Source organism: Candidatus Lokiarchaeum ossiferum, assembly GCA_025839675.1.
In the GTDB taxonomy this organism is placed as follows: domain Archaea; phylum Asgardarchaeota; class Lokiarchaeia; order Sigyniarchaeales; family Promethearchaeaceae; genus Lokiarchaeum; species Lokiarchaeum ossiferum.
Map to the genome: position 1 here is coordinate 3,037,252 of CP104013.1, position 22,119 is coordinate 3,059,370.

Consider the following 22,119-nt stretch of genomic DNA (forward strand, 5'->3'; position numbering starts at 1 on the left):
CCATTCCTTCATTACTCTTTCTTATATGCGATTTCCCCAGAAACAAATGTCATCTCATTTTCAGCATAAAAATTGGCTACTGGATGATCTGACCAAATTATCAAATCAGCATCTTTTCCTACTTCCAAAGATCCCACACGATCTCCAATCCCACACATTTCAGCAGCATCAATAGTAACAGCCCGAAGTGCTGCATTGATTGGCAATCCATTTTTAACTGCCATACATGGAAGTATCTGGAAGTATAATAATCTTGGAAATGTATCTGATTGAATTGAAAATTTCACTCCAGCTTTGTGCAATATTCCTGGAGTTTCAAAAGAAATATCGCGTAACTCACTTTTTTCATAACCAACAATTGAAGGTCCAACAGACACAGGAATTTTCTTTTCCGCTAAAAATTCAGCGATTTTATGGCCTTCTGTACAATGAACAATCATTAAATCAAGATTAAATTCTTCCGCCAATCGAACAGCAGTAGTAATATCATTATGCTGATGACAATGAATATGAATCGGAATCTCCCGTTTGAGCACTTTCAAAAGAATCTCTTTATCTAAATCCCGATCGGGCTCGGAAGGTATTTTATCAATTTCTTGCTTTTCTTCAGCTTGCTTTTTCTTTGTATAATATTCATCCCATTTGTTACCGTAAGCTTGAGCATCAATGAAAGCTTTTCGGAAAACAGCTGCAATCCCCATTCGAGTCATGGGCATTTTCTTATCTCGTCCATAAACTCGTTTTGGATTTTCTCCTAAAGCCGCTTTCATAGCGGAGGGAGCTTTGATAATGTAATCTTCAACCATTTTTGTTTTAGCAAAGGTTTTGATTAGAGCAAATTGGCCCCCAATGACATTAGCTGAACCTGGACCGGTGTTAATTGTGGTAACTCCACCTTTGACAGCTTCCATTAAAGCAGGGTCCTCGGTATTAATAGCATCCATCACTCGCACCATAGGTGTGACTGGATTTACCATTTCATTCACATCAAAGCCCATTTCTCCGACTGTACCGTTGTATACACCTTCATGTGTATGGGAATTTACGAATCCTGGCGTAATAATCTTCCCTTGAGCGTCGATTATTTCGAATCCAGCAGGAATTGTTTCCCCTTCAGCAAGAATTGATTTAATTTTACCATCTGCAATTAAAATCGTACCATTTTCAATTATTGAATCTTTGTGATCACAGGAATAAATTTTTCCATTTTTTATCGCGTAGGTCATATTAAAGAAATCAAAAACCACATCGCATAAAAAATATCTAGATTAAACATTTGAAAAAGGGAGAAAAAAACAAACATATTTAAACATTTAAATCTCTAACTTTAAAGAAGATTCCATGCCCATCGATTAAGATTAATGGCTGCAATGGTTGGTGGGAATCGACTGGTCGCATTTAAATGAGCTACCACATAATTATCTTTCTTTGTTTTAGTACCCACGAGCGCCCCTTGTCCTTTCACATTCCGTGCAGCAAATTGTAAGATTTCGTGACTTAAAATGGGATAGCGAACTTCGCCGATTACAACTGCAGATTGTTTAGTCAACCATGCTTCCATTAAAGATTTTGCTTCAATTTCCGTGATATAATTCGGATTAAGTGAAAATAGGAGATCCCCTTTCTCTGAAAATATCATCAATTCTTCAAACCCATTGTTTGCATCTTGAAATTCTTTGTATTTTTCAATAATTTGTTCTGTTTCCATCATTTTTTGCTCTCCAATTTGATGTGTTATCAACAATTCACAAATTTTTATTAATATGGTATATTTAACTTCATAATTATTAAATTATAGATTTCGATTCTTGAACTTAAATCCATCTATTTTTTATGATCTACAGGTTCACCGCCATCGGTTCGTGAACAAATAAAACCAATTATTACATTTGGTGAGAACTACAATGCATATTGCAAAATACAATTATATTACTAGCTTCCAATATTATCAATGGGGCGAAAAAACAGCCCAAGCTCGTACGCAATTTTTACAAACATTTCGTCGAGTGCTTGAAGAACGGATTCCCGAAGATATGGATGTGACATTAGCTAATTTAGAATTTCGAGTTGATGATCGATTATTAGTGGAACTTGAGGGAAAGAAGAAGGACGATTTGAAATTTGTTTCCAATATTTTGAAAGAAATTACTGGAGAAACTTTTGATTCCAACAATGTGCCCAAACGTCGTGGACTTTTTGGGACACTAAGGGCAGTAGGAAAAGTAGGATTTGGAGTATTTGTTGATATTGGAATTGAATCTCCTGCCAAAGAAGTGCTAATTCCACTCCATCGTTTAAGAACTCAATTAGCAGGAGGAAAGGATCTCTCCACCCGCGAAATCTGCAAAAAATATGGATTCATGAATCAATTTCCTGTTGAAATCGAAGTGGAAAAAATGCTCTTTGAAAAAGGTGGGAAACCTAAATATGAAGGTAAATTTACAGATGATTTTTTAGAGCAAATTGAAGAATATGTTAAATCGGGTTTAGATATTGTTTTTACAACCGGAGTTTCGCGCCAAATGATCAAAAAGACAATTGCAAAACGAGGCCATACTATTGATGTCCCCCAAATCATTCGAATTGGTCCGCTTGAATGTGCTTGTGTTTGTGCCAAAGGAACTAATGCTCCTGGAATTATTTCCCATATAGGCCCATTTCTCTCTAACTGTCGATTTTCTATGATTCGCCCTGCCCAAGTAACTCGTTATTGGCAGTAAACCAATTAATAAGAAAAAATCCTCCAAATATTCATTTTTTCATTCTTTGTTCAGATTTAAACATTTATAAGTTCATACATTACCATATCACTATGGGTCCAATAATTTATCGGATTGATAAGGGAAACCTTAAAAAAATCGCTCGACCAGTCTTTACGACCGGTGATTCCTATGTTATTGTAGATAAACTCCATGAAAAAATTTATATCTGGTTAGGATCGAAATGTTCTGCCGATGAAAAGGGAGCTGCAGCCGTTCAAGCCCGTGGTATTGATGAAGGAGATGAGTTTAATGGAGGTGCAAAGATTCTTACATACGATGAGGGAGATGAACCAGCAGAATTAGTAACCTTTTTAGGAGGATTAAAAGTTCTGGACAAAAATTTAGCAACATCCATGCTCAAGGATGTCTCCACGGGTGAGTTTGCTTGGGAGTCAGATCATGTGAATGCATTATATAAAATCTCATCAGAAGAATTTGATGGAATTAATGCCATCAAAGCAGTGCAAGTTCCCTTTGAAAAAAGTTCTCTTGACAGTGATGACGTAATGATAGCAGATTTAGGAGTAGATATTTGGGTTTGGCAAGGAAAATCATGTAATGTAAAAGAAAAAGTCAAAGGAATTCAGATTGCCAGAGAATTTGACATTGATCGTGCAGGAGCGCAACGTCCTAAAGTATTTATTGAAGGAGATATAGATGAGGATGAATTTTTAGGAATTTTTGAAGGAAAACTTCCTCAATCAGAATCACGAGTACAAGATTTAAAATTAGAAACCTTCGATCAAAAGCCTCAGAAAATCCCTCTAAAGAAAGAAAAGAAGAGTGGATTATGCATAATAGTTATGGGAAGTATGTTTGTTGCTATCATGCTTCTTCAAGCATTTAAAATATGGATTTAAATCGATCTTCATGTTTCAACGCTAACGCCTGAAAAAGTTTTTCAAGGCGGGAGTTAAATTTCTGAAATTTTTTCGGTTTTTCATTTTTTATTGCATAAATACTAAATCGATTTATAAATTGAGTAATTGCTTCTTCCATGATTTTCTTAATCTGTTTGTGATTAGAATCTTTATCGATAATGCAGTAAATGCCTAAAGGAGGATTCATTTTTCGGTCAATGACTTTATTTTCTTCATCAACATCATCATCATCTCCTATCAGATCCTTCAAAATCACTAAAATCGTATACCCACCTATGGAGAAATTTTGGATTTCATCATCAAACGCCGTAGTTACTAGATTAACTACCGCACTAAGTAATCCATTCCGGGTTTCATGACTCAAAAATTCATCAGATGAGTAAAATTGAACTTCACTCAAAGGTTTATCTTTATAAAGAATTGCAGTTTCTAAGATTGCCATATTAAAAACTTACTCCGAAGTTACAAGTTATTGATTACATTTGGGAATAGATATCATTGGAATATTAACATTCAATAAATATAGTATGGTAACTATGTATATTAAAAAATAATATAAAGCTTTTTAGAAAAACTCACGAATCCTACAAAATTGTTTTAAACCTATCGACTAAAATTTTTCCAACAATTTTCTCTTCAGTCATTATTTCTATCTGGGGATTCCAATACATGTTTTGAACTTCACAATCATGGCGAAAAATGTCGAAATCGGTGTGATAGTAATGAAGAAATTCAAAATATTCTTGCATAGCAATATTTTGCCATTTTGCAAATAGGGCAACCCGTATTCTTTGACCTTTAAATTTTATATCATAAACACAGGTGGGAACGAATTTATGTTCTATCAACTTTTGAATGATGCAATTGTTTGCTATCATGGAGTCTTGTGTCGAAAAATCGGAAATCTGGAGTGTTATATTAACAGATTTCATAGAATCAACATTAATATCCGTAAGAAAGTCAAGAGATGATACAGACTCAATTGCTACGGCCATATTGTTAAGATCAGGAGCGGCATAAAGAGAAAAGGTAAATTTGGAATTTTTACTAGAATTGATTCGCTTTTTCGTTTTTAAATTTCCATATATTTTAGTAAATTGCTTTAAATGATTCCAATCGTAAGTTTTTTCTTTAATAACGATATTTTTCTCCGAAAAAATCGAAACATTTTGATATTTAGGATTTAAATCCTTATGAAATTCAGAATTAAAGATATGGAAGCCTAAATCTTGGACAATAGAGGGAAGATATACTGTCTTTTCAACGATTTGCCCCAAAGTTGGCCAAGCATCATAAAATAAGCCAAATTCTAATAAATAATTCCCTTTTTTATTCTTATTTGCAATATAAAATGGAACAAATCCTTTTGGATAAGCCACATTCACAATTTTTCCAGTTGTATCTGGAAGTTGACCTCTATGAACTTGTAATTGAGTCGCAGCTGATGCCATTCGCGCAGATATGTAAAATGGATTACCTTGTTTGAGAAAGAAAAAAGCATATTCTCGAATTCGACGAGCTTCAACGGATTGGAATCCTTTTTTTCTATATTTCTTTGATATAAGTGACAATCCCACTTCAATATATTCAACGTTTCTTTTACTAAACTGATAAAGTGCTATAGTTCCTACTATATCCTTCTTCTTTTTATGATAAAAAGCGCAAAAAATTGTACCTTGATCAAATTTAATATGACCACCAAAAGAATCATAAGTTTCCTTAATTAAGTTTTCAATATCTTTTTGGATTTTCTCATTCGCCTCTTGCTCAGTTTCAAAGATCGAGTCGAAATCAAATATCTTTCCGTTAATAATGTCAATAATGTGTATGTTTTTATGCTTCTCTTCGTGAGATTGTCGAATTCGATGGAGCTCATCAATTGACCAATGGATCATCAGTTAATATTATATCAACTCGGGATAAAATAATTTCCTATTTTTCTTAGGATTTAAATGAAAATACAGAATTGTATCAGTGACCATGCTATGTAATAAAATAATAAAGAAAAAGAAAAATGGAGTATTATGGAAAAAAATTAGTTTTCAGGTTCCTTCTTCAATCCAAAATACAATAGAAATGCCCCAGGAAGAATAAAGATCAATTGAAATATTAATCCAATCAATCGCATCGGAGAATCAGTACTATCTCCACCAAATGTATGCGCGAGGTATGCGCCGATCAATTGTAAATCGAAACATAAGATACCGACTATACTTCGCATGAACTTTGTACTATACTTATTAGCGCCCATTTTAGTTTTTATTTTCATTGCATAATAAATTATAAAGACGAAGATTATTTGGGAACAAATCAATCCATAAAAACCAAAAGAAAACTCGTAAATGGGCACACCAGCAATAGGACCCCAACTAACCTGATCAAAAATGATCCCAATTATTGGTAACCCTAAAAGAGCAACAGCATAAATTATTGTATATATCAATTGTCGTTTCAAAGTGTGAATTTGAGATGAAAAATACAAATTTAACACAAAATTAAGCAGTTGTACTCCTGCTAAAGTGGTGAAATATATGGTAAAAATATTAAGAACAATATTTACTGTCTCTTCATCAATTGCCCGATAAATAATATTCAGAATCAACCCCACTGAAATTGTTAAGAAATATAAAGTGAGGGACATGGAAAGGCGATTTCTATTACGTTTAAGGAGAAAATAACTAAAAATAACGAATAAAATAATTATGATTCCGTTAAAAACAAAAGTTTGGATTTGTGGATTAGTTAATTGTTGAATCATATGTTTATTTCTGCATGAATTATATATAAATTGTAACTTTTACAAGAATTTTTCTAAATATTACAATTTTCAAGAATAATTTTTTCTTTTAATTAAATGAAAAGTTTTGGTTTGAAATATATCATTTTTCATCCTTGAGTAAATCTCCGTACAATCGTTCAGCACATTCTGGGCAAATACTATGGGAAAATTCCGCTTCGGAATGATTTCTAATATACTGTTCAATTTGGGTCCATGATCCTCGGTCATCTCTAATTTTTTTACATTCAGAACATATTGGCAGATATCCTGTTAGTTCCTTCACTTGGGCTTTTGTGTGTTGTAATTCTTGATGTAATGCGGCGATTGTTGATCGAGGGCTTATCATTTTTTGAAGAGCAGGCCCATCAAGAATTTCATAGTCGGATTGCCCAGGATCAATTTGGTTTATTAAATCGTAGATCTTTAATTGCAGGTTTAAATTTTTTTGGTCCAGTTCGGTGCATGCTGTTGCTAAGTTTTGATTTTGAGAAGATAGTTCTTCCGCTTGTACTGTAATCTCCTTAAAAGCATGATACTCCATCCTTTCTGTCATAGAAGCGTAAATACATATTGGATTATATTGATCATCATAAACAATATTAGAAACGCAGTGTAAAATGTTAATCACGCCCATCTCACCGCACACTTCCATTTCTCCAATCCAATAACCATCTTCCTTCAAGTACTTAAACAGATGGTCAAAACCTTTTTCAGATTTAAGAATATTCTGAATTTTAGTCACTGAAAAATCATAAATATCTGGAAATCCAGTCATCATACGAAAATTCCGATTTGTATAGAGAATAGTTCCGTCAAAATGGAATAAAGCAACCCCCCCAAATGCATGTTCTAAAGCCATCTTCTGAATATGATCAATTGAATGTTCTGATGTTTTATAGGAATCGAAAAAAGAGGATTTTTCGAATGGGGTTTGTTTCACATAGAACTAAGGGGAACTTAAGTATTTGTGATAAATCTCTCCAAAGGTTTATAGAAAAGATTTCAAAATTTTTTTCACAATCTAATTTTATCTACTAACACGCATTTTTGAAGAATAATGTATCTTAAAATATTTGGAGGATTTTCATGGCTGACACACCAATTGTAATCATCATTCTCGCGCTGATCTACATATCAAGTCTTTTATTAATAGGGATATTTCTATTTTACAGAAGTATTAGAACTAAACTCCTTAACTTACGTGTTTTAGGGTTTGCTTTCATTGGTTTTGTAGTAGATTTTATTCTTATTTTTCTCAAAGCACCTTCTTTCTTAATAAATATTGTCGTGAATACTTGTTTTATTCTAATGACAATATTTACCTATACAACATTTTATAAAGGTCGCAAGAGATTGGGTACTATTTTTATAGGTGCAGTTATACTATTACGTTTAATAGACTGTATTGCACGGTGGAATTATAATTTCACCACACCACTTGCTTCTCCACTGACAGATGAGAGTAGAATCTATTATTATATCTTTCAATTCGCGGTTCGGGGAGAATTTACAATAGGTACCGGATGGCTTGCCTATTCATCACTCTCAACTTATTCCAATCAGAGAAAAATGGAAGACATTGAACCCTGGATCCAGAAACGTTATTTCATTTTAGGGATAGGAGCCCTAGTTTTTCTCTTGCAAGATCTATTTGTTTTTCTGTTACCGATGGATGGGACAGGATACACAAGTCCACAAGGTATAATTGTAGGCATTTTACTGTTAATTGTCAGTATATTTTTTGGAGCCACTCAGCTAATTGGTTGGATCATGCCTCCCAAGTTGAAAGCCTATTTCAATCGCGATTTTCAACCCAAAAATAGTAACCAAAATGTTGATGAAGATCTTACTGAAGAAGAACTAATGAAGCAACTCATGGAGGATGTTTAACCCATTGAATTTGATTGTTCATTTTGGTAATTTTTTAGCTCAGCAATTAGGTAAACCAGAAAAAAGTGGCGCTATCTGCGGTTTCTTACGTTTAGCCTTAAAAAAAGAATATGGGACCGAGGGGGTTGATAATCTCACACCAGATAAACTTAAACAAGTTTTACAAGGAGAATTACAACAAAAACTAATGATTTTAAAGGTGACCACATTATCTGACGCCATCACTGCTACAATGAAGGAGGTTACCCGCAACCAATCTTTATTTACCATGAATCAAGCTTAAAGGGAGTTAGGTGGAAAGTTTTTTTTTTTCAAAATCTCATTTTGGATTAAATACAAAGTATTGAATCGAAAAAAATAAAATGGATATTTCATTGATATCAATTGTATTTTAAAGGGCTGTTGGTTTAGTGGTTATAACGCCACGCTTACACCGTGGAAGTCCCCGGTTCAATCCCGGGACGGCCCACCATTTTTCTTTAAAATTTTTAGAATTAGGACTTTTTCAAAAAAAAATCGACTTTTAAAAAGTTCAGGAAGAACTATCATTTGATAGTGATGGAACTAACAGATTTGCAATGTGATTTATCCGAATGTCATTGTATCCAAACACTCCAAAATGATCCTGAAGCAGTAAATTTCTTACAAAAGTTGCACGTTCCCAAGGATATAATTGCAAATCTCTACTTATTTACTATTCCGTCTAAGAAAGATAATCTCTATCGTTTGCACTATGGTTATTTACAAGAACAAAACCCCTATCGCGAATTGGATTTTTCTTATGATGATTGGTTGCTGGCATATTTAGCTGCAGAAAATCGCGGTTGGGGGGTAATTTCACGGGACTATCACTTAACCTATGGGATTCACCAATATCTCGATTATGCTGCATTTTTACCTGAAGATGTACATGACCTACCAGCAGATAGCATGCTGTTATTAGACACGAACATAGTATTGCATTTTATGGAACAACGACAACATGATCAAAAAGAAATTATGCAAATGTTTTCTTTAAATCCATCAATTACATTTTTACTATCAGAAAACATACTCCGAGAACTCGGGAGAGTATATCAGAAAAAGTTCAGAACCCCGGATAAGTGGAATAAAAGAAAACCGAATCAAAACCTGAAAATGGATTTTCAAGAAATCCAAGAAGAAGAGATATACCAATTTGTGGATAATTTTACTCGTTTCGAATCAGGAAAACAGCGTCGATTGCGAAAACAGCAAAAAAAACAAAAGAATTACGCAAAATATAGATCGAAATGGACTCGGTGTTTGAATTAAGTAAATTTTGATAAAGAATTAGAGTAAAAAAAGGTGAAAGAAAAAAAATTAGATATTGGCTTTCTTCAATTTGGTTAATAAATATATCACTAACATAGAGATACCTGCAATTTCATAAACACCGGGGATTATTTGCCTGATATAGCTAACTTGGGCAGGATTTCTTCCTTCACCTCGAGCTGTATTTACAATGGAAAGCCCCCCTTTACCTAAGATTAATACATCATCCCCAAATGGAAGAATTGAGCGCATACCTCGTCGATCAACGAAGTCACACTGTTCAATAACACTCGGAAGATTGCTAATATCCAGAGTTTTCAACCCAGCGAAATAGTCGGCGATATAAAGAGTGGAATCTTCCATTAAAACAGATCGAGGAATACTATTTGAAAATACACTAATTCTGTATATATTGGTTAAATCGCTAATATTAAAAATAACCATCCCATGAATTCCATCCGAAACAAACATCAAATCATTTGAAACAGATACGGTACGAGCTTCATCAATTATACTTATATAACCATAATCATCCACTTGCGAGACTAATTGAGGAGAAGTTGGATCTTCGACATCATAAATAACTACACCTTGCCCATAGCTGGCTAAAAATACAATTCCATCTTGATATGCAATTCCACGTTCATTTTGATCAATTAATAGGATTGGTGTTTCTGATAGCTTTTGAATATGTGAAGGGTCGCTCACATTCAAAATGAGAAATGACTCCCGAGTATTTAAATATGCAATTCCCTCGTTAACATATATCCCACAGATCATGCTTTCCCGGTCATAATGACCAATTTCTACAATATTAATGGGATCAGTAACATCATAGATCGAAAGATTTTTGTAATTAAGAAGATAATATGTATGATTCACCAGAAAATGATCAGTTACATACGTATTGGGGACATTTACCTGATTAATCAGTTCGGGATTATTTGAATCACTAAAATTATAGACCTTAAATCCATACAATTCATATGAAATGAAGGCAATATCATTATGAAGCGAAACTTTGACCCCATCATCACGACCAACATCTAAATACATTTCTTCGGTTGTGTCGTACCATATCCGAGTAGTAGAAATCTGAAAATAAATCCCTAATCCTCCAGAGAGGAGGACTAAGACGATTGAAAAAGTGATTAATAATTTTTTTTTATAAGCTTCCATGCTAGCACTTCCTTATTCTTACAATAGTCATGGATTTTTCATTTATAAATATTTTTCATTTCTTCTGAATTTTAGTCCATAATTTTTGATATATTTATTCTCGCTTCTAGAAATTTTTTACTGAGTTTAAGGGAGTAAAATGATCAAAGAGCAAAATTTTAGCAAAATTCATTGATTCCATTTTTCTGAAGAATCACTTAACGATTTGTTTATATTAAAAGGAAGATTAAATTTGAAAAGCAAAAGCAAGACCAAACTCATTTTTCAATTTATGGAAAATAATCAAGAAAGCACTAGACCGTTTATTTTCTTTTTGCAAAAAATAGAAAAAGAAAATATTTATATAGTCGGAGTTTTTAAATAAAAATAAGACCCTTGCAAAAAATGGAAAAAGCAAGAAAATGTTTCAATGGTCTCAATTCTAATAATGATTCAAATTTATCAAAATCAGTGATATAAAGGAAGAAAACTAATGGCAAACCCAAAAATATCGAGAAAAGTTTATCGAAATTTGCTTATTTTCATGTTTTGCACAGCAATCTTCGATTTAATTGTAGGTTTAATATCGGGACCGAATTATTTTTTAATTTTAATGGCAGGATCGTTGATTGTATCCTCATCGGGCATTTCAGCATTAATAATCAAACAATCAACCGAAATCCTTGATGTAACTAACCTTGGAGAAGAGCAAAATGGAATCTAAAAATGATACTAGTGTAGTGACACTCGAGACTATTTGGGATAAGGATGGTCGGGAAGATATTCGTATCTCCAAAAAAAGTAATCCCATTTGGTTGACACTTCTTATAACTGTGATTGTGGCAGGCATTTTTTTAGTTATTCAAAATTTAACCTATGACCCAGTAGTGAATTGGCTTGGAATGACGGGATTTACGCTGCTTACGGGTTTTACTGCATTGGTAGTCTGGGGTGGAGGTTTGATAGCTTTTGGAATCATGACAAAACGACTGACTTGGGAAGATGTTAAAGCAAAACCTGTCCAATTTGGCGGGATAAAGTGGATCGCTAGAACGTTTGGAATTGCAATTTTGTCATATATTGCCTCCATTATTATCTCTGTAGTGATGGTAAGTATTTTACCCGTTCAACCCAATGAAGTTCGAGCAGAAATTGTGATGGGGGGAGGAAATCTTGCGATTGGAGTTCTTACAGCATCAATTCTAGTACCCATCGCTGAAGAACTATTTTTCCGGGGATATCTATTTACATCCCTACGAAAACGTAGTAGTTTCTGGATTGCAGCCATAATTAGTTCGGCCTGCTTTGGATTAATACATGGAGATCCTATAGCTATAGTTTATGCATTCATGTTAGGACTAATTATCGCAGGAGTATATGAAAAAAGCAAATCAATTTACATTTCAATTTTACTTCACATGTTAATTAATTTTATTTCCACCATGGTAGGGATGTTAATTCAAACCTACTTGATGTGATTTTTTTTATTGAGAAAAAATAAAAGCAACGTAGGAAAAATAAAATGGCCACAAACGAAGAGGTACTCTTAAAAGTTGATCATTTATCAAAATCTTTTGAAAATGTTCACGCTGTTGATGGATTGTCACTTGAAATTAAACGAGGAAAAATTTTTGGATTATTAGGTCCAAATGGAGCGGGAAAGACAACAACGGTTAAAATGCTGTTAGGACTCTTGGAACCTGATGAGGGAGAAATCTCAATTTTAGGATTACACCCCGAACGAGATGAGATTGAACTGAAAAATCGTATTGGTTATGTATCTGAAGAACCATTAATTTATAAATCTCTAACACCTAAAGAATTATTCAACTTCATCGCTTCTATCCGAAAATTAGATGGAGAAAAAGTTACCCAAAAATTGGCGGAATATTTGGAAGGATTGAGTGCAATCGAGTATTATGAGCGACTAATTTCTACCTTATCCCGAGGAAATAAACAAAAAATTCAAATAATTGCCGCTTTAATGCATGATCCTGCTCTATTGATCATGGATGAGCCGTTATCAGGTTTAGATGCGAAATCAGTAAAAGTTGTGAAGGAAATTTTAGAATTACATACACAACGGGGAGGATCAGTTTTATTTTCAACCCACATCATGGAAATTGCAGAAGACTTATGTGATGAAATAGCGATAATAAACAAGGGTCAAGTTGTAGCTCAAGGAACTGTTGCAGAGTTACGACAACGTGCAAACATGTTAGACGAAAAGATGGATTTGGAAGATATTTTCTTGAAATTAACTGATCAAGATGAATCCATAAATCATATCGTTGAAAAATTACGCGCAACTATATATTAATAGAAGAGTGAAAATCAGAATGAATAACAAACAGCTCTATCAAATCTCGAAATATTCTTACAATGAAGCCTATTTACAAAGCCAATTGAATATGGCAGGGGCAAATTTGAATACTATAATGGAGAAGATGGAAAAAAATAAAAATTATTTGAAAACCATGAATATTATAACCAAAATAATCATGGTTGTATATGTATCCCTTCTTATTTTTCTCCCAATCACAGTTTTTATGAATATTAACACAGCCATCGATTTGGGTTATGATTCATGGGCCTATTTCTTGGGAAGTACAGTTATGGGAGCTTATTTCTTGGTTCAAGTATTATATATGTTGATGTTTGGTCTCTTTTATATAACTGGATTATTCTCCGGAGATGTTTTCAAATGGCTTTCAACCTTACCAGTTAAGAAGGATGAGATGGGAAAAATCTGTATATGGACATTCTTCCGTGGAGTTGATGCTCCACTAATAGCCTTAATGTTAGTATTTCCAATCGCAACAATTATTGTGACTCAAAACATATTAGTATTTATTGCGAGTATTTTTATTTCTGGATTAAACACCTTGTTTGCTTTTTCGATGTTGATCATCTTAGGTAAAAAATTTACTAATCTGGTAAAAAGTGCAGATGCCAATTCTAAAAAGAATCGAACTATTCAAATAGCCTACTATATAATATACATGGTGGTTACTTTCATTGCGGTCTTAGGATTTCAGAATATCATGCCAGCAATAGAACCACTGTTTGAAAAAGAAATTGTAAATATGGAAATTGTTCTTTCATTGAATCAAATCATTTCATGGATACCATTTCCACTAAGTGGCGGTTCATTATTAACTGGAGCATTAATAGGATTTAGCAAAATACCGACAATCTCAATTATTTCATCATTTCTAGGATTAGGAGTATTTTTACTATTAGACATCTATTTAGTCAAAAAAGCCTCAAAAGTTCTCACAGATATAGTTTATGCCAAAGAAACCCGAAAAGGAGAAGAATTAAAGGAAAGTACTGTAAAAGATGTTCAACTAACAATAATTTCTCCGTTGCAATCTTATCGATCGAAAGATATCCAAATGGTAGGGCGGGATTTTCAATCTTTGATGATGCTATTAATGCCAGCAATTTTACCGACTCTTGGGTACATAGTAGGATTAACAATGAATGATGAATCAGGAGATTCATTTTCAGCATTTAGTACAATATTCATCCTTTATGGAATGATGGGTGCATTTATGCAAACTGTTGGTTTATTTAACCTCGAAAATTCGGGAGCAACTATTACAGCAACCTTACCAATAATTCCACGAGATCAAGCGAAGGGAAAATTGCAAATAATGTTTACTGTCTGTATATTTTCAGTTATAATTCCTGGAATCTTCCTCATTTTCACAAACCCAGTGGAAAATTGGTACTTTATTTACTTTGCAATTCTACCTATTCCATTATTGAGTATTGTTTTGGTTTTCCTTTTGAGAGTTCGCTTTTTTGGAAAATTGAAATATAAATATGTATTAGAAGAAGTACATTTGGAGAATAAAGCAAGTAAAATGATTGGAATAGGGGCGATTTGTTTAGTTTTTGGAGTGTTTATTTCTATTCTAGTTGGAGTATTTATCTCTGAAGTGGATCTCTGGATCTTTGTTTCGACTCTATTATCTTCTGAAATAGTAATTGGAGCAATTTTCTATTATATCTTTAATAGGATGTTCCCTCGCGCAAAAATCTTTCAATAGACAAACAAGTTTATTTGAAAATATACCTTTTTTAAATTTATTCAAACTTTGGTGTGTAAATGACGACGGAAAAAAATGCTTCGGGAAAAGAAAATAAATTAGCAAATTTAGACCCGTCCACACCCTTTATTCCCGCATCTGAATTAGTTATCGATAATTTAGAAGCGATTTCATTAATCAAACATGATAAAAAGAAGTTACTTTTGGAATTACTATTACATGAAGAAAAAACAATAATGGACATGAGCAAAGAAACAGGATGGAATCCTGGCACGGTGAAACGTCATTTGAGTGATCTTGTGGAAGGGGGATTGGTAACTCCATCCAAAATTGTGGTTAATGAATTTCGAATCAAGTTGAAATATTATCGTGCTACTGCCCGTCAATTTCGATTTCAATTCATTTGGCCCCCTCAGGAAAAATAGAAATTTATCTTAAAAGAATATTTATAATAAAATATACAAGGTTAAAATTTATGAGTACAACTCCATTACCCAATTCGATAATTCCAAACCAAACGGAAAACCCTTCAGTGACCGATATTAAGGTTAGCTGGCGATCATTGAAACAAAATATTAAAGCGTTCTTAGGAATTGCATCTTTTTCCCTTGGAGCGACCTTCTTATGTATGATTTTTGTTACAGTAATTGTTTTGATTGTCCTTTTAAATATGTATGATAGTTCCATAGTATATGATGAGCTATATACTACCCTAATCACCTATTTTATGTTACCTATCGAATTAATCATTCTTTGGGGATTTTTCGGGTCAGGTTATGGATTGGCTTACGATATTATGTCTTCGGGGGATGGATTTGCGGAAGCAAAAAGTGGATTTCTCTATTTCCAAAAATTTTGGTGGCAATACATTGTTTTAGCTTTAATTTCGAATATAAGTGTATTTTTGACCATTTTTCCGGCTATTCCAATTTCAAATATGAGCTTGCTTCAACAGTTTCTGTATTTTTTCAGTGTCCATCTTTTGACTTTCGCTACCAATACTATTTTCTTTCTGACATTTCCTTCACTAACCGCCCAAGGTTCTTTTATTAAATGCTTTAAAGAGAACTTTGCAATATTGCGCAATCACTTTAAACGGGTCGTTTCTTCAATGGGACTTATCTATCTGATCTTAAATTTACCGATTGGAATCTTAAGTTCGGTGTATTTTTCAAATCTTAATTATTTCGATGGCTCTCCAACCATAATTACTACAGTATTTATGATATTAGCAACTTTATTTGGATACTCAATAGTAAATCCTATGTGGAACTTAGTGGCTACACGGGTTTACAACAGTTTTACCGAAATGGATGACGGAATTACAATTAAAACTCTCTTTTAAACACTTTTTTTTGATTTTAAATCTAAAAACTTTTTATCGGTTGGATATTCGCCTAACTAGAGATATTTTTAGAAAGTGATTATTATGCAAAACTTGCATTACAAACTACATTTAGAACCAAATTTAGAAACTTTCATCTTTCAAGGAACTACAACCATCAGTTTTACTTCGGAGAAAGAATTGAATGAAATTTCGCTCAATGCGAAAGAGCTGGGTATTTTTTCATGCAAACTATTAAAGAAGGAAAAAAAAGAAAAATGCTCCTTTATGCTAAATCCAGAAAAAGACCAGTTAATGATCAATTTCAAGGAACCTAAACAAGGAGAAATCCAAATTGAAATCAATTACCATGGTATTATTAACGCCAATATGCTGGGATTTTATCGGAGTCGATATGAAACAAAAGATGGTGTCAAATATAATGCAGTGACTCAATTTGAAGAACGAGAAGCTCGACAAGCTTTCCCTGGATTTGATCACCCATCAAAAAAAGCAACTTTTGATATAGAATTTGTGATCGATGAAAATCTAAAAGGTATTGCAAATACACCCATTAAAGAAGAAAAATCACTAGAAAATGGGAAGAAATTAATTATTTTCGAGCAAACACCAAGAATGAGCACCTACCTTTTATTTTTTGGAGTGGGAGATTATAGTTTTATCGAAGATAATTCAAAATTACCACATATTCGCGCAGTAGCAGTTCCAGATAAAATAGAATATGGGCAATTTGGGTTGGAATTTGGAAGAAAATCAATGGATTGGTTAGAGGATTACACGGGAATCCCTTTTCCTATTAAAAAATGTGATTACATTGCTGTTTCCGACTTTGCTTTTGGAGCGATGGAAAACTATGGAGCCATAACCTTCCGAGAAAATGCTCTTTTAGTATATCCAGGAAAAACATCTATACCGCAACTTAGCAGAATAGCAGACGTGATTGCCCATGAAACAGCCCATATGTGGTTTGGAGATTTAGTAAGCCCAAAAGATTGGAAATACATATGGTTAAATGAATCCTTTGCATCTTATTTCACAGTTGCAGTTCCGAATGCTTATTATCCTGAATGGAAATTATGGGATCAATTTACCCTCAGCTCCACCCTCGATGGACTCGAACGAGATTCATTAGTTGACACCATTCCTGTAGAATTACCAGGAGATGAAGAAGCAAATATTGATTTTTCCACAGCACCGATCATTTACAACAAAGGAGCTGCCATTATTCGTATGCTCGTGGGATATTTAGGTGCAGAGAAATTTAAAACCGGTGTGAATTACTTCTTGAAGAAATATGAATTTGAATGTGCAAATTCTGAGGAATATTGGGAGGCTTTTGAAAAAGCGACACAAGAACCAATTAAAGAATTTGCAGATTCATGGGTTCATCAACGTGGGTTCCCAATGATTACCGTGGAACGCAATGAAAAAGAATGTACTTTAACTCAAGAACGCTTTACATATTTACCAAATGAGGAAAATTCAAAATGGTTAATTCCACTGAATATCCAATATTATAATGAATTGGGAGAAATTCAGCGGGAGAAAGTCATTTTGGATGAGAAAACAAAAAAAATTACACTTCCTGAAGGAATTCATGCACTGAAATTGAATGCAGATCAAGATAGTTTCTATCGAGTCAAATATTCAGATAGTATTTTAGAATTGCAAGGAAAACAAATTTCTTCTAAAAAAATGCCTCATATGGATCGCTTCGGGATTGAAAATGATTTATTTGCCTTCGTTAAGAAGGGTGACTATACAATTGCACAGTATTTAGATATTTTAGAGAAATATTTCGGAACAGAAGAAGATGATTTGGTCTTAATTGACATCGCGCGAAATCTTGGTACACTCTATAACATCAAGGAAGAGTTTGTTGAAAGAATTAAGAAATTTGGAATCTCACTATTTGAACGAAAACTTGAATTATTAGGATATGAGCCGAAAATAGATGATTCACTCCAAGGAGCTAGTTTAAGAAATAGCTTACTTTGGTTGCTCTTTAAATTTGGTTCTGAGAAAGTGATCAAGTTTGGAGTCAAGAAATTCAAAGCGTTACTTGCTGGAGAAACCGTACATCCAGATATATTGGGAAGTGTTCTTCAAATAGGATCGGTAGCAGTTCCTGAAGGAAAAGCTTATTTACTTAAAATGTTGGTTTCACAGGAAACACCAGAAATGCAGAAACTATCTGCTCTTTCATCTTTAGGAAGCTCTGACAAACGTGAAAATTTGGAAGAATTCTTAAAACTTGGGTTTGATCAAGTACCTCCTAAAAATCGGGTGCAAGTTTTAGCGACTATAGCAGGAAATAAATCTGCAATTCCATGGTTGTGGCAATGGTTTAAGGATAATTTCAAAACAATACAAGGTGGAATGCCCATTTTCCATGTGGGGATGGCGATTCCAATGATCACAAGGTACGCTGGAATCGGTCATGAAGAAGATGTTAAAAAATTCATCTCTGAGAAAGTGAAAGAATTTCCAATGTTTGATGCAACAGCCAAAATGGGTTTAGAAATGCTGGAGATTTATTCCAGAATCCATTGAAACGAATGAAATAGAAAAATCCTTTTTTTTATCTTTACTTCTTTTTATATTATTGTTTTAATAAAAAATATTGATTGCTTAACTACCAGCGGTTATGTGATATTGTCGGAAATTGTCGTAATGTTGCAAAGGTTTAAATTATTGATTGATCAAATGAAATTTAGTTGTTATTTACGTCATAACAAATTTCTTTAATACCAAGCAAACACAACATCAAACTACGAAATAAAAAAGAGTGAGTGATACCTATAATGATGCCATACGGAAATACCCATACCCGATTAGTGGGGATAATTCGGGATGTTCAGAAAAAGCGTGCGTTTATCGAATTTCCAAAATATCAAAAAAAATTAGCAGTTCCTCGATTGTATATTCACTCCCAAATGAAGGATACTATTGATCAGGAACAAGAATTGGAAATAGAAACATGGTTTTTAAAAAAAAATAGAGTAATACCTTTAATGGACCGTAAATTTTAACGAGAACTAAAATTTAATTCCTTTTTTCCTACTTATCAATTTTACCAATTCAAAAGTTCCTATGCAAATGAAAGAGAAGAAGATACAAATGGACCAATCTACAATGTTGAGCACCATAAATTGAAAATTAAGGCCATTTTTCGCCAGGAATACTTGCAATCCAGGAATATAGAGGATTGCTAAATATACTACCAGTAGTATCCCCACGACAATAAACATGAATGGATTTCCATCATCTTTAATACTTTTTGCTAATGATTTGTTAGGTCTTCGAATTTGAAGAGCGAGGGTACATTCACAAAGGAATAAGGTTGTCATTAGCATAGTCAATGTTTTTGCAATTGTTGGATCCACGCCTTCAGATAGATAACGGGTAGATTCAGTAAAAAGGTAGAACGAATTGAAATTACCAAAACTATTGTTGGAATCCCGCACAGGAGAAAGAATAGTCCCATAAAAATAAGTCAATAACATGCTAACTGCGAGTAAACATCCATAAATTCCCATCAATATTAAAAATTTGTTTGAAATAATTTCTTCAGAATCTCGTGGAGCCTCTTCCATAACATCTTTGGAGACGCTATCAAAAGTTAAAATCAACCCGGGAAACATGTGCATAGTTAGAGATAGATACACCCACTGGTAGGTAAATGCAGAAGTTAAGAAATAGGGTTTACCCAAAATAACGTATAATATAAATTGAACAATTCCTTCGAAAAGATTGATACAGATGAAGAAAAAGACAACAGATCTAATATTGGCAAAAATGCCTCGTCCACGATGAATCCCTTCAACAATAGAACTAAAAGAATCATCAGAAATAACCATATCAGCGGCTTCTTTTGCAACATCCGTTCCTTGAATCCCCATAGCGACCCCTGCATCTGCCATATTTAAGGCAAGGGCATCATTCACCCCATCTCCTGTCATAGCGACGACTCTTCCTTCATTTTGATACCTTTCCACGATTGTTTGTTTATGTGTAGGCGACACTCGAGCAAAAACACGGACATCGTTAATGTTTTCGAAATTTTTCTCATCATCGATTTGATTTCCTTCCATCGCAGAATGACGTTTATCAGTAATTATCGAAATTTGGGAGCCAATTGCTATAGCTGTATTTAAAGAATCACCTGTAATCATAACTACATCCACCCCAGCACTATGACATCTTTCAACGGCGTCTTTCACATCATCACGGGGAGGATCCATGATAGCCACAAATCCAATATAAACTAAATCTGACTCTGCAAGTTCACGTCCTTCTTCAGTATCGGAGGGAATCTCATCAATTGGTCGATAAGCTAAGCTTAATACGCGGTATCCTTGTCGAGCATATTCATTTATTGTATTCATTACGATTAACTTCATTTCAATAATAAAATCAACAGCTTCATTATTTTCGGCAAGCATTTTGTCACAAATATACATTAAGACCTCACTTGCTCCCTTAGTGAAGATAAAATGGTCACCTGTCTCATCTTTATAGATTTTACTCATTCTTTTGGCTTGTGATGAAAAAGGGAATTCCATGACTTCTTCAAACTTATCAAGTTTTTGAGGATCATTAATTTTAGAATACAAAGCTTTCAGTGCTCCTTCAGTAGGATTACCAATCACTTTCCAATCGGACTGAGATCTCTTCTTTTTATTTTTATCTAATTCAAATTCATGCTTGATTAAAGAGGCATTGTTGTTTAATGCCCCCGCTGTTAAAAGCATTTCAAGATGAGGAAATTTTTGGATATCGGTTACTTTTTCAGGAATGGTGGGATTATCTACTAAAAAGATTTCTCCTTCAGGATTATACCCACTTCCAGTAACTTTGAACCGAGATCCCCGTGTCCAGACATGTTGAACACACATTTGACTTTTTGTTAATGTTCCAGTCTTATCGGAACATATTACCGATACTCGACCTAGAGAATCAACAGATGTTAAATTACGGATGATTACACCATGCTCAGCCATTTTTAATACCCCCGTTAACATGACGATGGTAGTTAAAAGGGGAATATTAATTGGCATAATATCCATGGCGGAGTTTAGACTCTCTATGATTTTTAATTCTCCTGTGGAGAGCCATAAAACGATAAGAACGATTAACCAAGCGAGGATAACCCCAATACCGAACCATTTTCCAATATTATTTAATTTAGTACGGATGGGAATTTCATTAGAATTCGCTGATTCTAATCCTTGAGAAATTTTTCCTATTTCAGTATCAATGCCAGTTTTGATTACAATAGCAAAACCGGTGCCCGTAGTTATAAAAGTTCCATAAAATAAGATATTTTCTTGATTTTGAAGGTGAAGAGGGGTATTTTTCAAAGGTTTTCCATTATTTTTTTTTACTGGTTCACTTTCTCCTGTAAGAGACGCTTCATTCACACGTAAATTGGCAGATTGAATAATTCGAGCATCTGCAGGAATGCGATCTCCCGGACTTAGAACAAGTAGATCTCCCACACAAATTTTTTTTGAGAATATTTCTTGTTTTTGACCACTGCGAATCACTCTCGTTGAGGGGGCAGATAATTCGCGTAATGCATTCAACTTTTTTGTGGCTCTGGCCTGCTGAAAAATTGCAACTAAACAATTTAGCCCTACAATTGCTAAAGTGATATAAATCATTTTCATATCAGACTCCCCTGAAATCTTTCCAGCAACAAACATTATTACTGCAGCAATCAAATAAATTATGATTAACCAATTAAACAAAGGAGCGAGATAAACTCTTAAAAAAGATTGTTTGGCTTTAGGAAGCTCATTCAATCCATTGCTTAGTAATAATTGTTGAGCTTTTTCATCGGTCAAACCTTTTTTTGGATCTGTTTGAAATTCTTGAAAAATTTCATCTAATTCATAAGCCCAAAGAAATTTATTTTCCACATTAAGAATGTAATTTGTTATATCGTAAA

21 protein-coding genes and 1 tRNA gene are annotated in these 22,119 nt (G+C 33.7%); 14 read left to right on the forward strand and 8 right to left on the reverse strand.

The features are described from left to right. Window positions 1-11 precede the first annotated feature (11 nt). The gene (locus tag NEF87_RS12810; RefSeq protein ID WP_457916130.1) at window positions 12-1,226 is read right to left on the reverse strand and encodes an amidohydrolase; all 1,215 of its coding nucleotides are present in this window, start codon (window positions 1,224-1,226) and stop codon (window positions 12-14) included. Between the two features lie 101 nt (window positions 1,227-1,327). Further along, the gene (locus NEF87_RS12815; protein ID WP_457916131.1) at window positions 1,328-1,711 is read right to left on the reverse strand and encodes a hypothetical protein; all 384 of its coding nucleotides are present in this window, start codon (window positions 1,709-1,711) and stop codon (window positions 1,328-1,330) included. A gap of 193 nt (window positions 1,712-1,904) precedes the next feature. Here NEF87_RS12815 and NEF87_RS12820 point away from each other — a divergent pair, with 193 nt between their 5' ends. Together NEF87_RS12820 and NEF87_RS12825 are read left to right on the forward strand one after the other, a co-directional pair. Then, a complete protein-coding gene (locus tag NEF87_RS12820) occupies window positions 1,905-2,720 on the forward strand; it encodes a DUF2110 family protein (RefSeq protein WP_371801838.1) in 816 nt (271 codons plus the stop codon). A gap of 92 nt (window positions 2,721-2,812) precedes the next feature. Beyond that, the gene (locus NEF87_RS12825) at window positions 2,813-3,622 is read left to right on the forward strand and encodes a hypothetical protein (protein ID WP_457916132.1); all 810 of its coding nucleotides are present in this window, start codon (window positions 2,813-2,815) and stop codon (window positions 3,620-3,622) included. Here NEF87_RS12825 and NEF87_RS12830 read toward each other — a convergent pair. From NEF87_RS12830 to NEF87_RS12845, 4 genes are all read right to left on the reverse strand, one after another. Then, a complete protein-coding gene (locus NEF87_RS12830) occupies window positions 3,606-4,085 on the reverse strand; it encodes a hypothetical protein (protein WP_457916133.1) in 480 nt (159 codons plus the stop codon). The two genes, NEF87_RS12825 and NEF87_RS12830, sit on opposite strands and share 17 nt — an antisense overlap. Before the next feature lie 142 nt (window positions 4,086-4,227). After that, complete coding sequence (locus NEF87_RS12835; RefSeq protein ID WP_457916134.1) at window positions 4,228-5,538, reverse strand: hypothetical protein; 1,311 nt, start codon at window positions 5,536-5,538, stop codon at window positions 4,228-4,230. A gap of 140 nt (window positions 5,539-5,678) precedes the next feature. Continuing rightward, complete coding sequence (locus NEF87_RS12840; protein ID WP_457916135.1) at window positions 5,679-6,401, reverse strand: hypothetical protein; 723 nt, start codon at window positions 6,399-6,401, stop codon at window positions 5,679-5,681. 121 nt (window positions 6,402-6,522) lie between these two features. Then, window positions 6,523-7,362 (reverse strand): hypothetical protein, encoded by an 840-nt coding sequence (locus NEF87_RS12845; RefSeq protein WP_457916136.1) that lies wholly within the window; start codon window positions 7,360-7,362, stop codon window positions 6,523-6,525. A gap of 146 nt (window positions 7,363-7,508) precedes the next feature. Here NEF87_RS12845 and NEF87_RS12850 point away from each other — a divergent pair, with 146 nt between their 5' ends. The 4 genes from NEF87_RS12850 (at window position 7,509) to NEF87_RS12865 (ending at window position 9,605) form a co-directional block, all read left to right on the forward strand. Then, window positions 7,509-8,312 (forward strand): hypothetical protein, encoded by an 804-nt coding sequence (locus tag NEF87_RS12850; RefSeq protein WP_457916137.1) that lies wholly within the window; start codon window positions 7,509-7,511, stop codon window positions 8,310-8,312. Beyond that, window positions 8,305-8,595, forward strand: coding sequence for a hypothetical protein (locus NEF87_RS12855; protein ID WP_457916138.1), 291 nt, complete (start codon window positions 8,305-8,307; stop codon window positions 8,593-8,595). Before NEF87_RS12850 ends, NEF87_RS12855 begins: the two co-directional genes overlap by 8 nt. A 113-nt stretch (window positions 8,596-8,708) precedes the next feature. Then, window positions 8,709-8,784 (forward strand) — tRNA-Val (locus NEF87_RS12860). Between the two features lie 86 nt (window positions 8,785-8,870). Continuing rightward, window positions 8,871-9,605 (forward strand): hypothetical protein, encoded by a 735-nt coding sequence (locus tag NEF87_RS12865; protein WP_457916139.1) that lies wholly within the window; start codon window positions 8,871-8,873, stop codon window positions 9,603-9,605. Between the two features lie 48 nt (window positions 9,606-9,653). Here NEF87_RS12865 and NEF87_RS12870 read toward each other — a convergent pair whose 3' ends face one another. Next, window positions 9,654-10,784, reverse strand: a complete 1,131-nt coding sequence (locus NEF87_RS12870) for an LVIVD repeat-containing protein (protein WP_457916140.1) — start codon at window positions 10,782-10,784, stop codon at window positions 9,654-9,656. A gap of 472 nt (window positions 10,785-11,256) precedes the next feature. Here NEF87_RS12870 and NEF87_RS12875 point away from each other — a divergent pair, with 472 nt between their 5' ends. From NEF87_RS12875 to NEF87_RS12910, 8 genes are all read left to right on the forward strand, one after another. Beyond that, the gene (locus tag NEF87_RS12875; RefSeq protein WP_457916141.1) at window positions 11,257-11,487 is read left to right on the forward strand and encodes a hypothetical protein; all 231 of its coding nucleotides are present in this window, start codon (window positions 11,257-11,259) and stop codon (window positions 11,485-11,487) included. Next, window positions 11,477-12,241: a CPBP family intramembrane glutamic endopeptidase gene (locus tag NEF87_RS12880; protein WP_457916142.1), complete on the forward strand. Its 765-nt coding sequence runs from the start codon at window positions 11,477-11,479 to the stop codon at window positions 12,239-12,241. Before NEF87_RS12875 ends, NEF87_RS12880 begins: the two co-directional genes overlap by 11 nt. 44 nt (window positions 12,242-12,285) lie before the next feature. Continuing rightward, on the forward strand, window positions 12,286-13,083 hold the full coding sequence (locus NEF87_RS12885) for an ABC transporter ATP-binding protein (RefSeq protein ID WP_457916143.1): 798 nt from the start codon (window positions 12,286-12,288) through the stop codon (window positions 13,081-13,083). A gap of 19 nt (window positions 13,084-13,102) precedes the next feature. Next, window positions 13,103-14,821 carry a hypothetical protein gene (locus NEF87_RS12890; RefSeq protein ID WP_457916144.1) on the forward strand — a complete coding sequence of 573 codons (1,719 nt, stop codon included), beginning with the start codon at window positions 13,103-13,105 and terminating at the stop codon, window positions 14,819-14,821. Window positions 14,822-14,880: 59 nt separating this feature from the next. After that, complete coding sequence (locus NEF87_RS12895) at window positions 14,881-15,246, forward strand: ArsR family transcriptional regulator (RefSeq protein WP_457916145.1); 366 nt, start codon at window positions 14,881-14,883, stop codon at window positions 15,244-15,246. 50 nt (window positions 15,247-15,296) lie between these two features. Beyond that, window positions 15,297-16,166 (forward strand): hypothetical protein, encoded by an 870-nt coding sequence (locus NEF87_RS12900; protein ID WP_457916146.1) that lies wholly within the window; start codon window positions 15,297-15,299, stop codon window positions 16,164-16,166. An 84-nt stretch (window positions 16,167-16,250) separates the two neighbouring features. Continuing rightward, window positions 16,251-18,719 carry a M1 family metallopeptidase gene (locus NEF87_RS12905; RefSeq protein WP_457916147.1) on the forward strand — a complete coding sequence of 823 codons (2,469 nt, stop codon included), beginning with the start codon at window positions 16,251-16,253 and terminating at the stop codon, window positions 18,717-18,719. A 251-nt stretch (window positions 18,720-18,970) separates the two neighbouring features. Then, on the forward strand, window positions 18,971-19,198 hold the full coding sequence (locus tag NEF87_RS12910) for a hypothetical protein (RefSeq protein ID WP_371801862.1): 228 nt from the start codon (window positions 18,971-18,973) through the stop codon (window positions 19,196-19,198). 6 nt (window positions 19,199-19,204) lie between these two features. Here the strand turns inward: NEF87_RS12910 and NEF87_RS12915 are convergent, their stop codons facing one another. Beyond that, window positions 19,205-22,090 carry a cation-translocating P-type ATPase gene (locus tag NEF87_RS12915; RefSeq protein ID WP_457916148.1) on the reverse strand — a complete coding sequence of 962 codons (2,886 nt, stop codon included), beginning with the start codon at window positions 22,088-22,090 and terminating at the stop codon, window positions 19,205-19,207. Window positions 22,091-22,119 lie beyond the last annotated feature (29 nt).

Bases quoted from the DNA above. Each gene is read 5' to 3' on its own strand.
- NEF87_RS12810 (WP_457916130.1), bottom strand. From the start codon at position 1,226: ATGACCTACGCGATAAAAAATGGAAAAATTTATTCCTGTGATCACAAA.
- NEF87_RS12815 (WP_457916131.1), bottom strand. From the start codon at position 1,711: ATGATGGAAACAGAACAAATTATTGAAAAATACAAAGAATTTCAAGAT.
- NEF87_RS12820 (WP_371801838.1), top strand. From the start codon at position 1,905: ATGCATATTGCAAAATACAATTATATTACTAGCTTCCAATATTATCAA.
- NEF87_RS12825 (WP_457916132.1), top strand. From the start codon at position 2,813: ATGGGTCCAATAATTTATCGGATTGATAAGGGAAACCTTAAAAAAATC.
- NEF87_RS12830 (WP_457916133.1), bottom strand. From the start codon at position 4,085: ATGGCAATCTTAGAAACTGCAATTCTTTATAAAGATAAACCTTTGAGT.
- NEF87_RS12835 (WP_457916134.1), bottom strand. From the start codon at position 5,538: ATGATCCATTGGTCAATTGATGAGCTCCATCGAATTCGACAATCTCAC.
- NEF87_RS12840 (WP_457916135.1), bottom strand. From the start codon at position 6,401: ATGATTCAACAATTAACTAATCCACAAATCCAAACTTTTGTTTTTAAC.
- NEF87_RS12850 (WP_457916137.1), top strand. From the start codon at position 7,509: ATGGCTGACACACCAATTGTAATCATCATTCTCGCGCTGATCTACATA.
- NEF87_RS12855 (WP_457916138.1), top strand. From the start codon at position 8,305: ATGTTTAACCCATTGAATTTGATTGTTCATTTTGGTAATTTTTTAGCT.
- NEF87_RS12865 (WP_457916139.1), top strand. From the start codon at position 8,871: ATGGAACTAACAGATTTGCAATGTGATTTATCCGAATGTCATTGTATC.
- NEF87_RS12870 (WP_457916140.1), bottom strand. From the start codon at position 10,784: ATGGAAGCTTATAAAAAAAAATTATTAATCACTTTTTCAATCGTCTTA.
- NEF87_RS12875 (WP_457916141.1), top strand. From the start codon at position 11,257: ATGGCAAACCCAAAAATATCGAGAAAAGTTTATCGAAATTTGCTTATT.
- NEF87_RS12880 (WP_457916142.1), top strand. From the start codon at position 11,477: ATGGAATCTAAAAATGATACTAGTGTAGTGACACTCGAGACTATTTGG.
- NEF87_RS12885 (WP_457916143.1), top strand. From the start codon at position 12,286: ATGGCCACAAACGAAGAGGTACTCTTAAAAGTTGATCATTTATCAAAA.
- NEF87_RS12890 (WP_457916144.1), top strand. From the start codon at position 13,103: ATGAATAACAAACAGCTCTATCAAATCTCGAAATATTCTTACAATGAA.
- NEF87_RS12895 (WP_457916145.1), top strand. From the start codon at position 14,881: ATGACGACGGAAAAAAATGCTTCGGGAAAAGAAAATAAATTAGCAAAT.
- NEF87_RS12900 (WP_457916146.1), top strand. From the start codon at position 15,297: ATGAGTACAACTCCATTACCCAATTCGATAATTCCAAACCAAACGGAA.
- NEF87_RS12905 (WP_457916147.1), top strand. From the start codon at position 16,251: ATGCAAAACTTGCATTACAAACTACATTTAGAACCAAATTTAGAAACT.
- NEF87_RS12910 (WP_371801862.1), top strand. From the start codon at position 18,971: ATGATGCCATACGGAAATACCCATACCCGATTAGTGGGGATAATTCGG.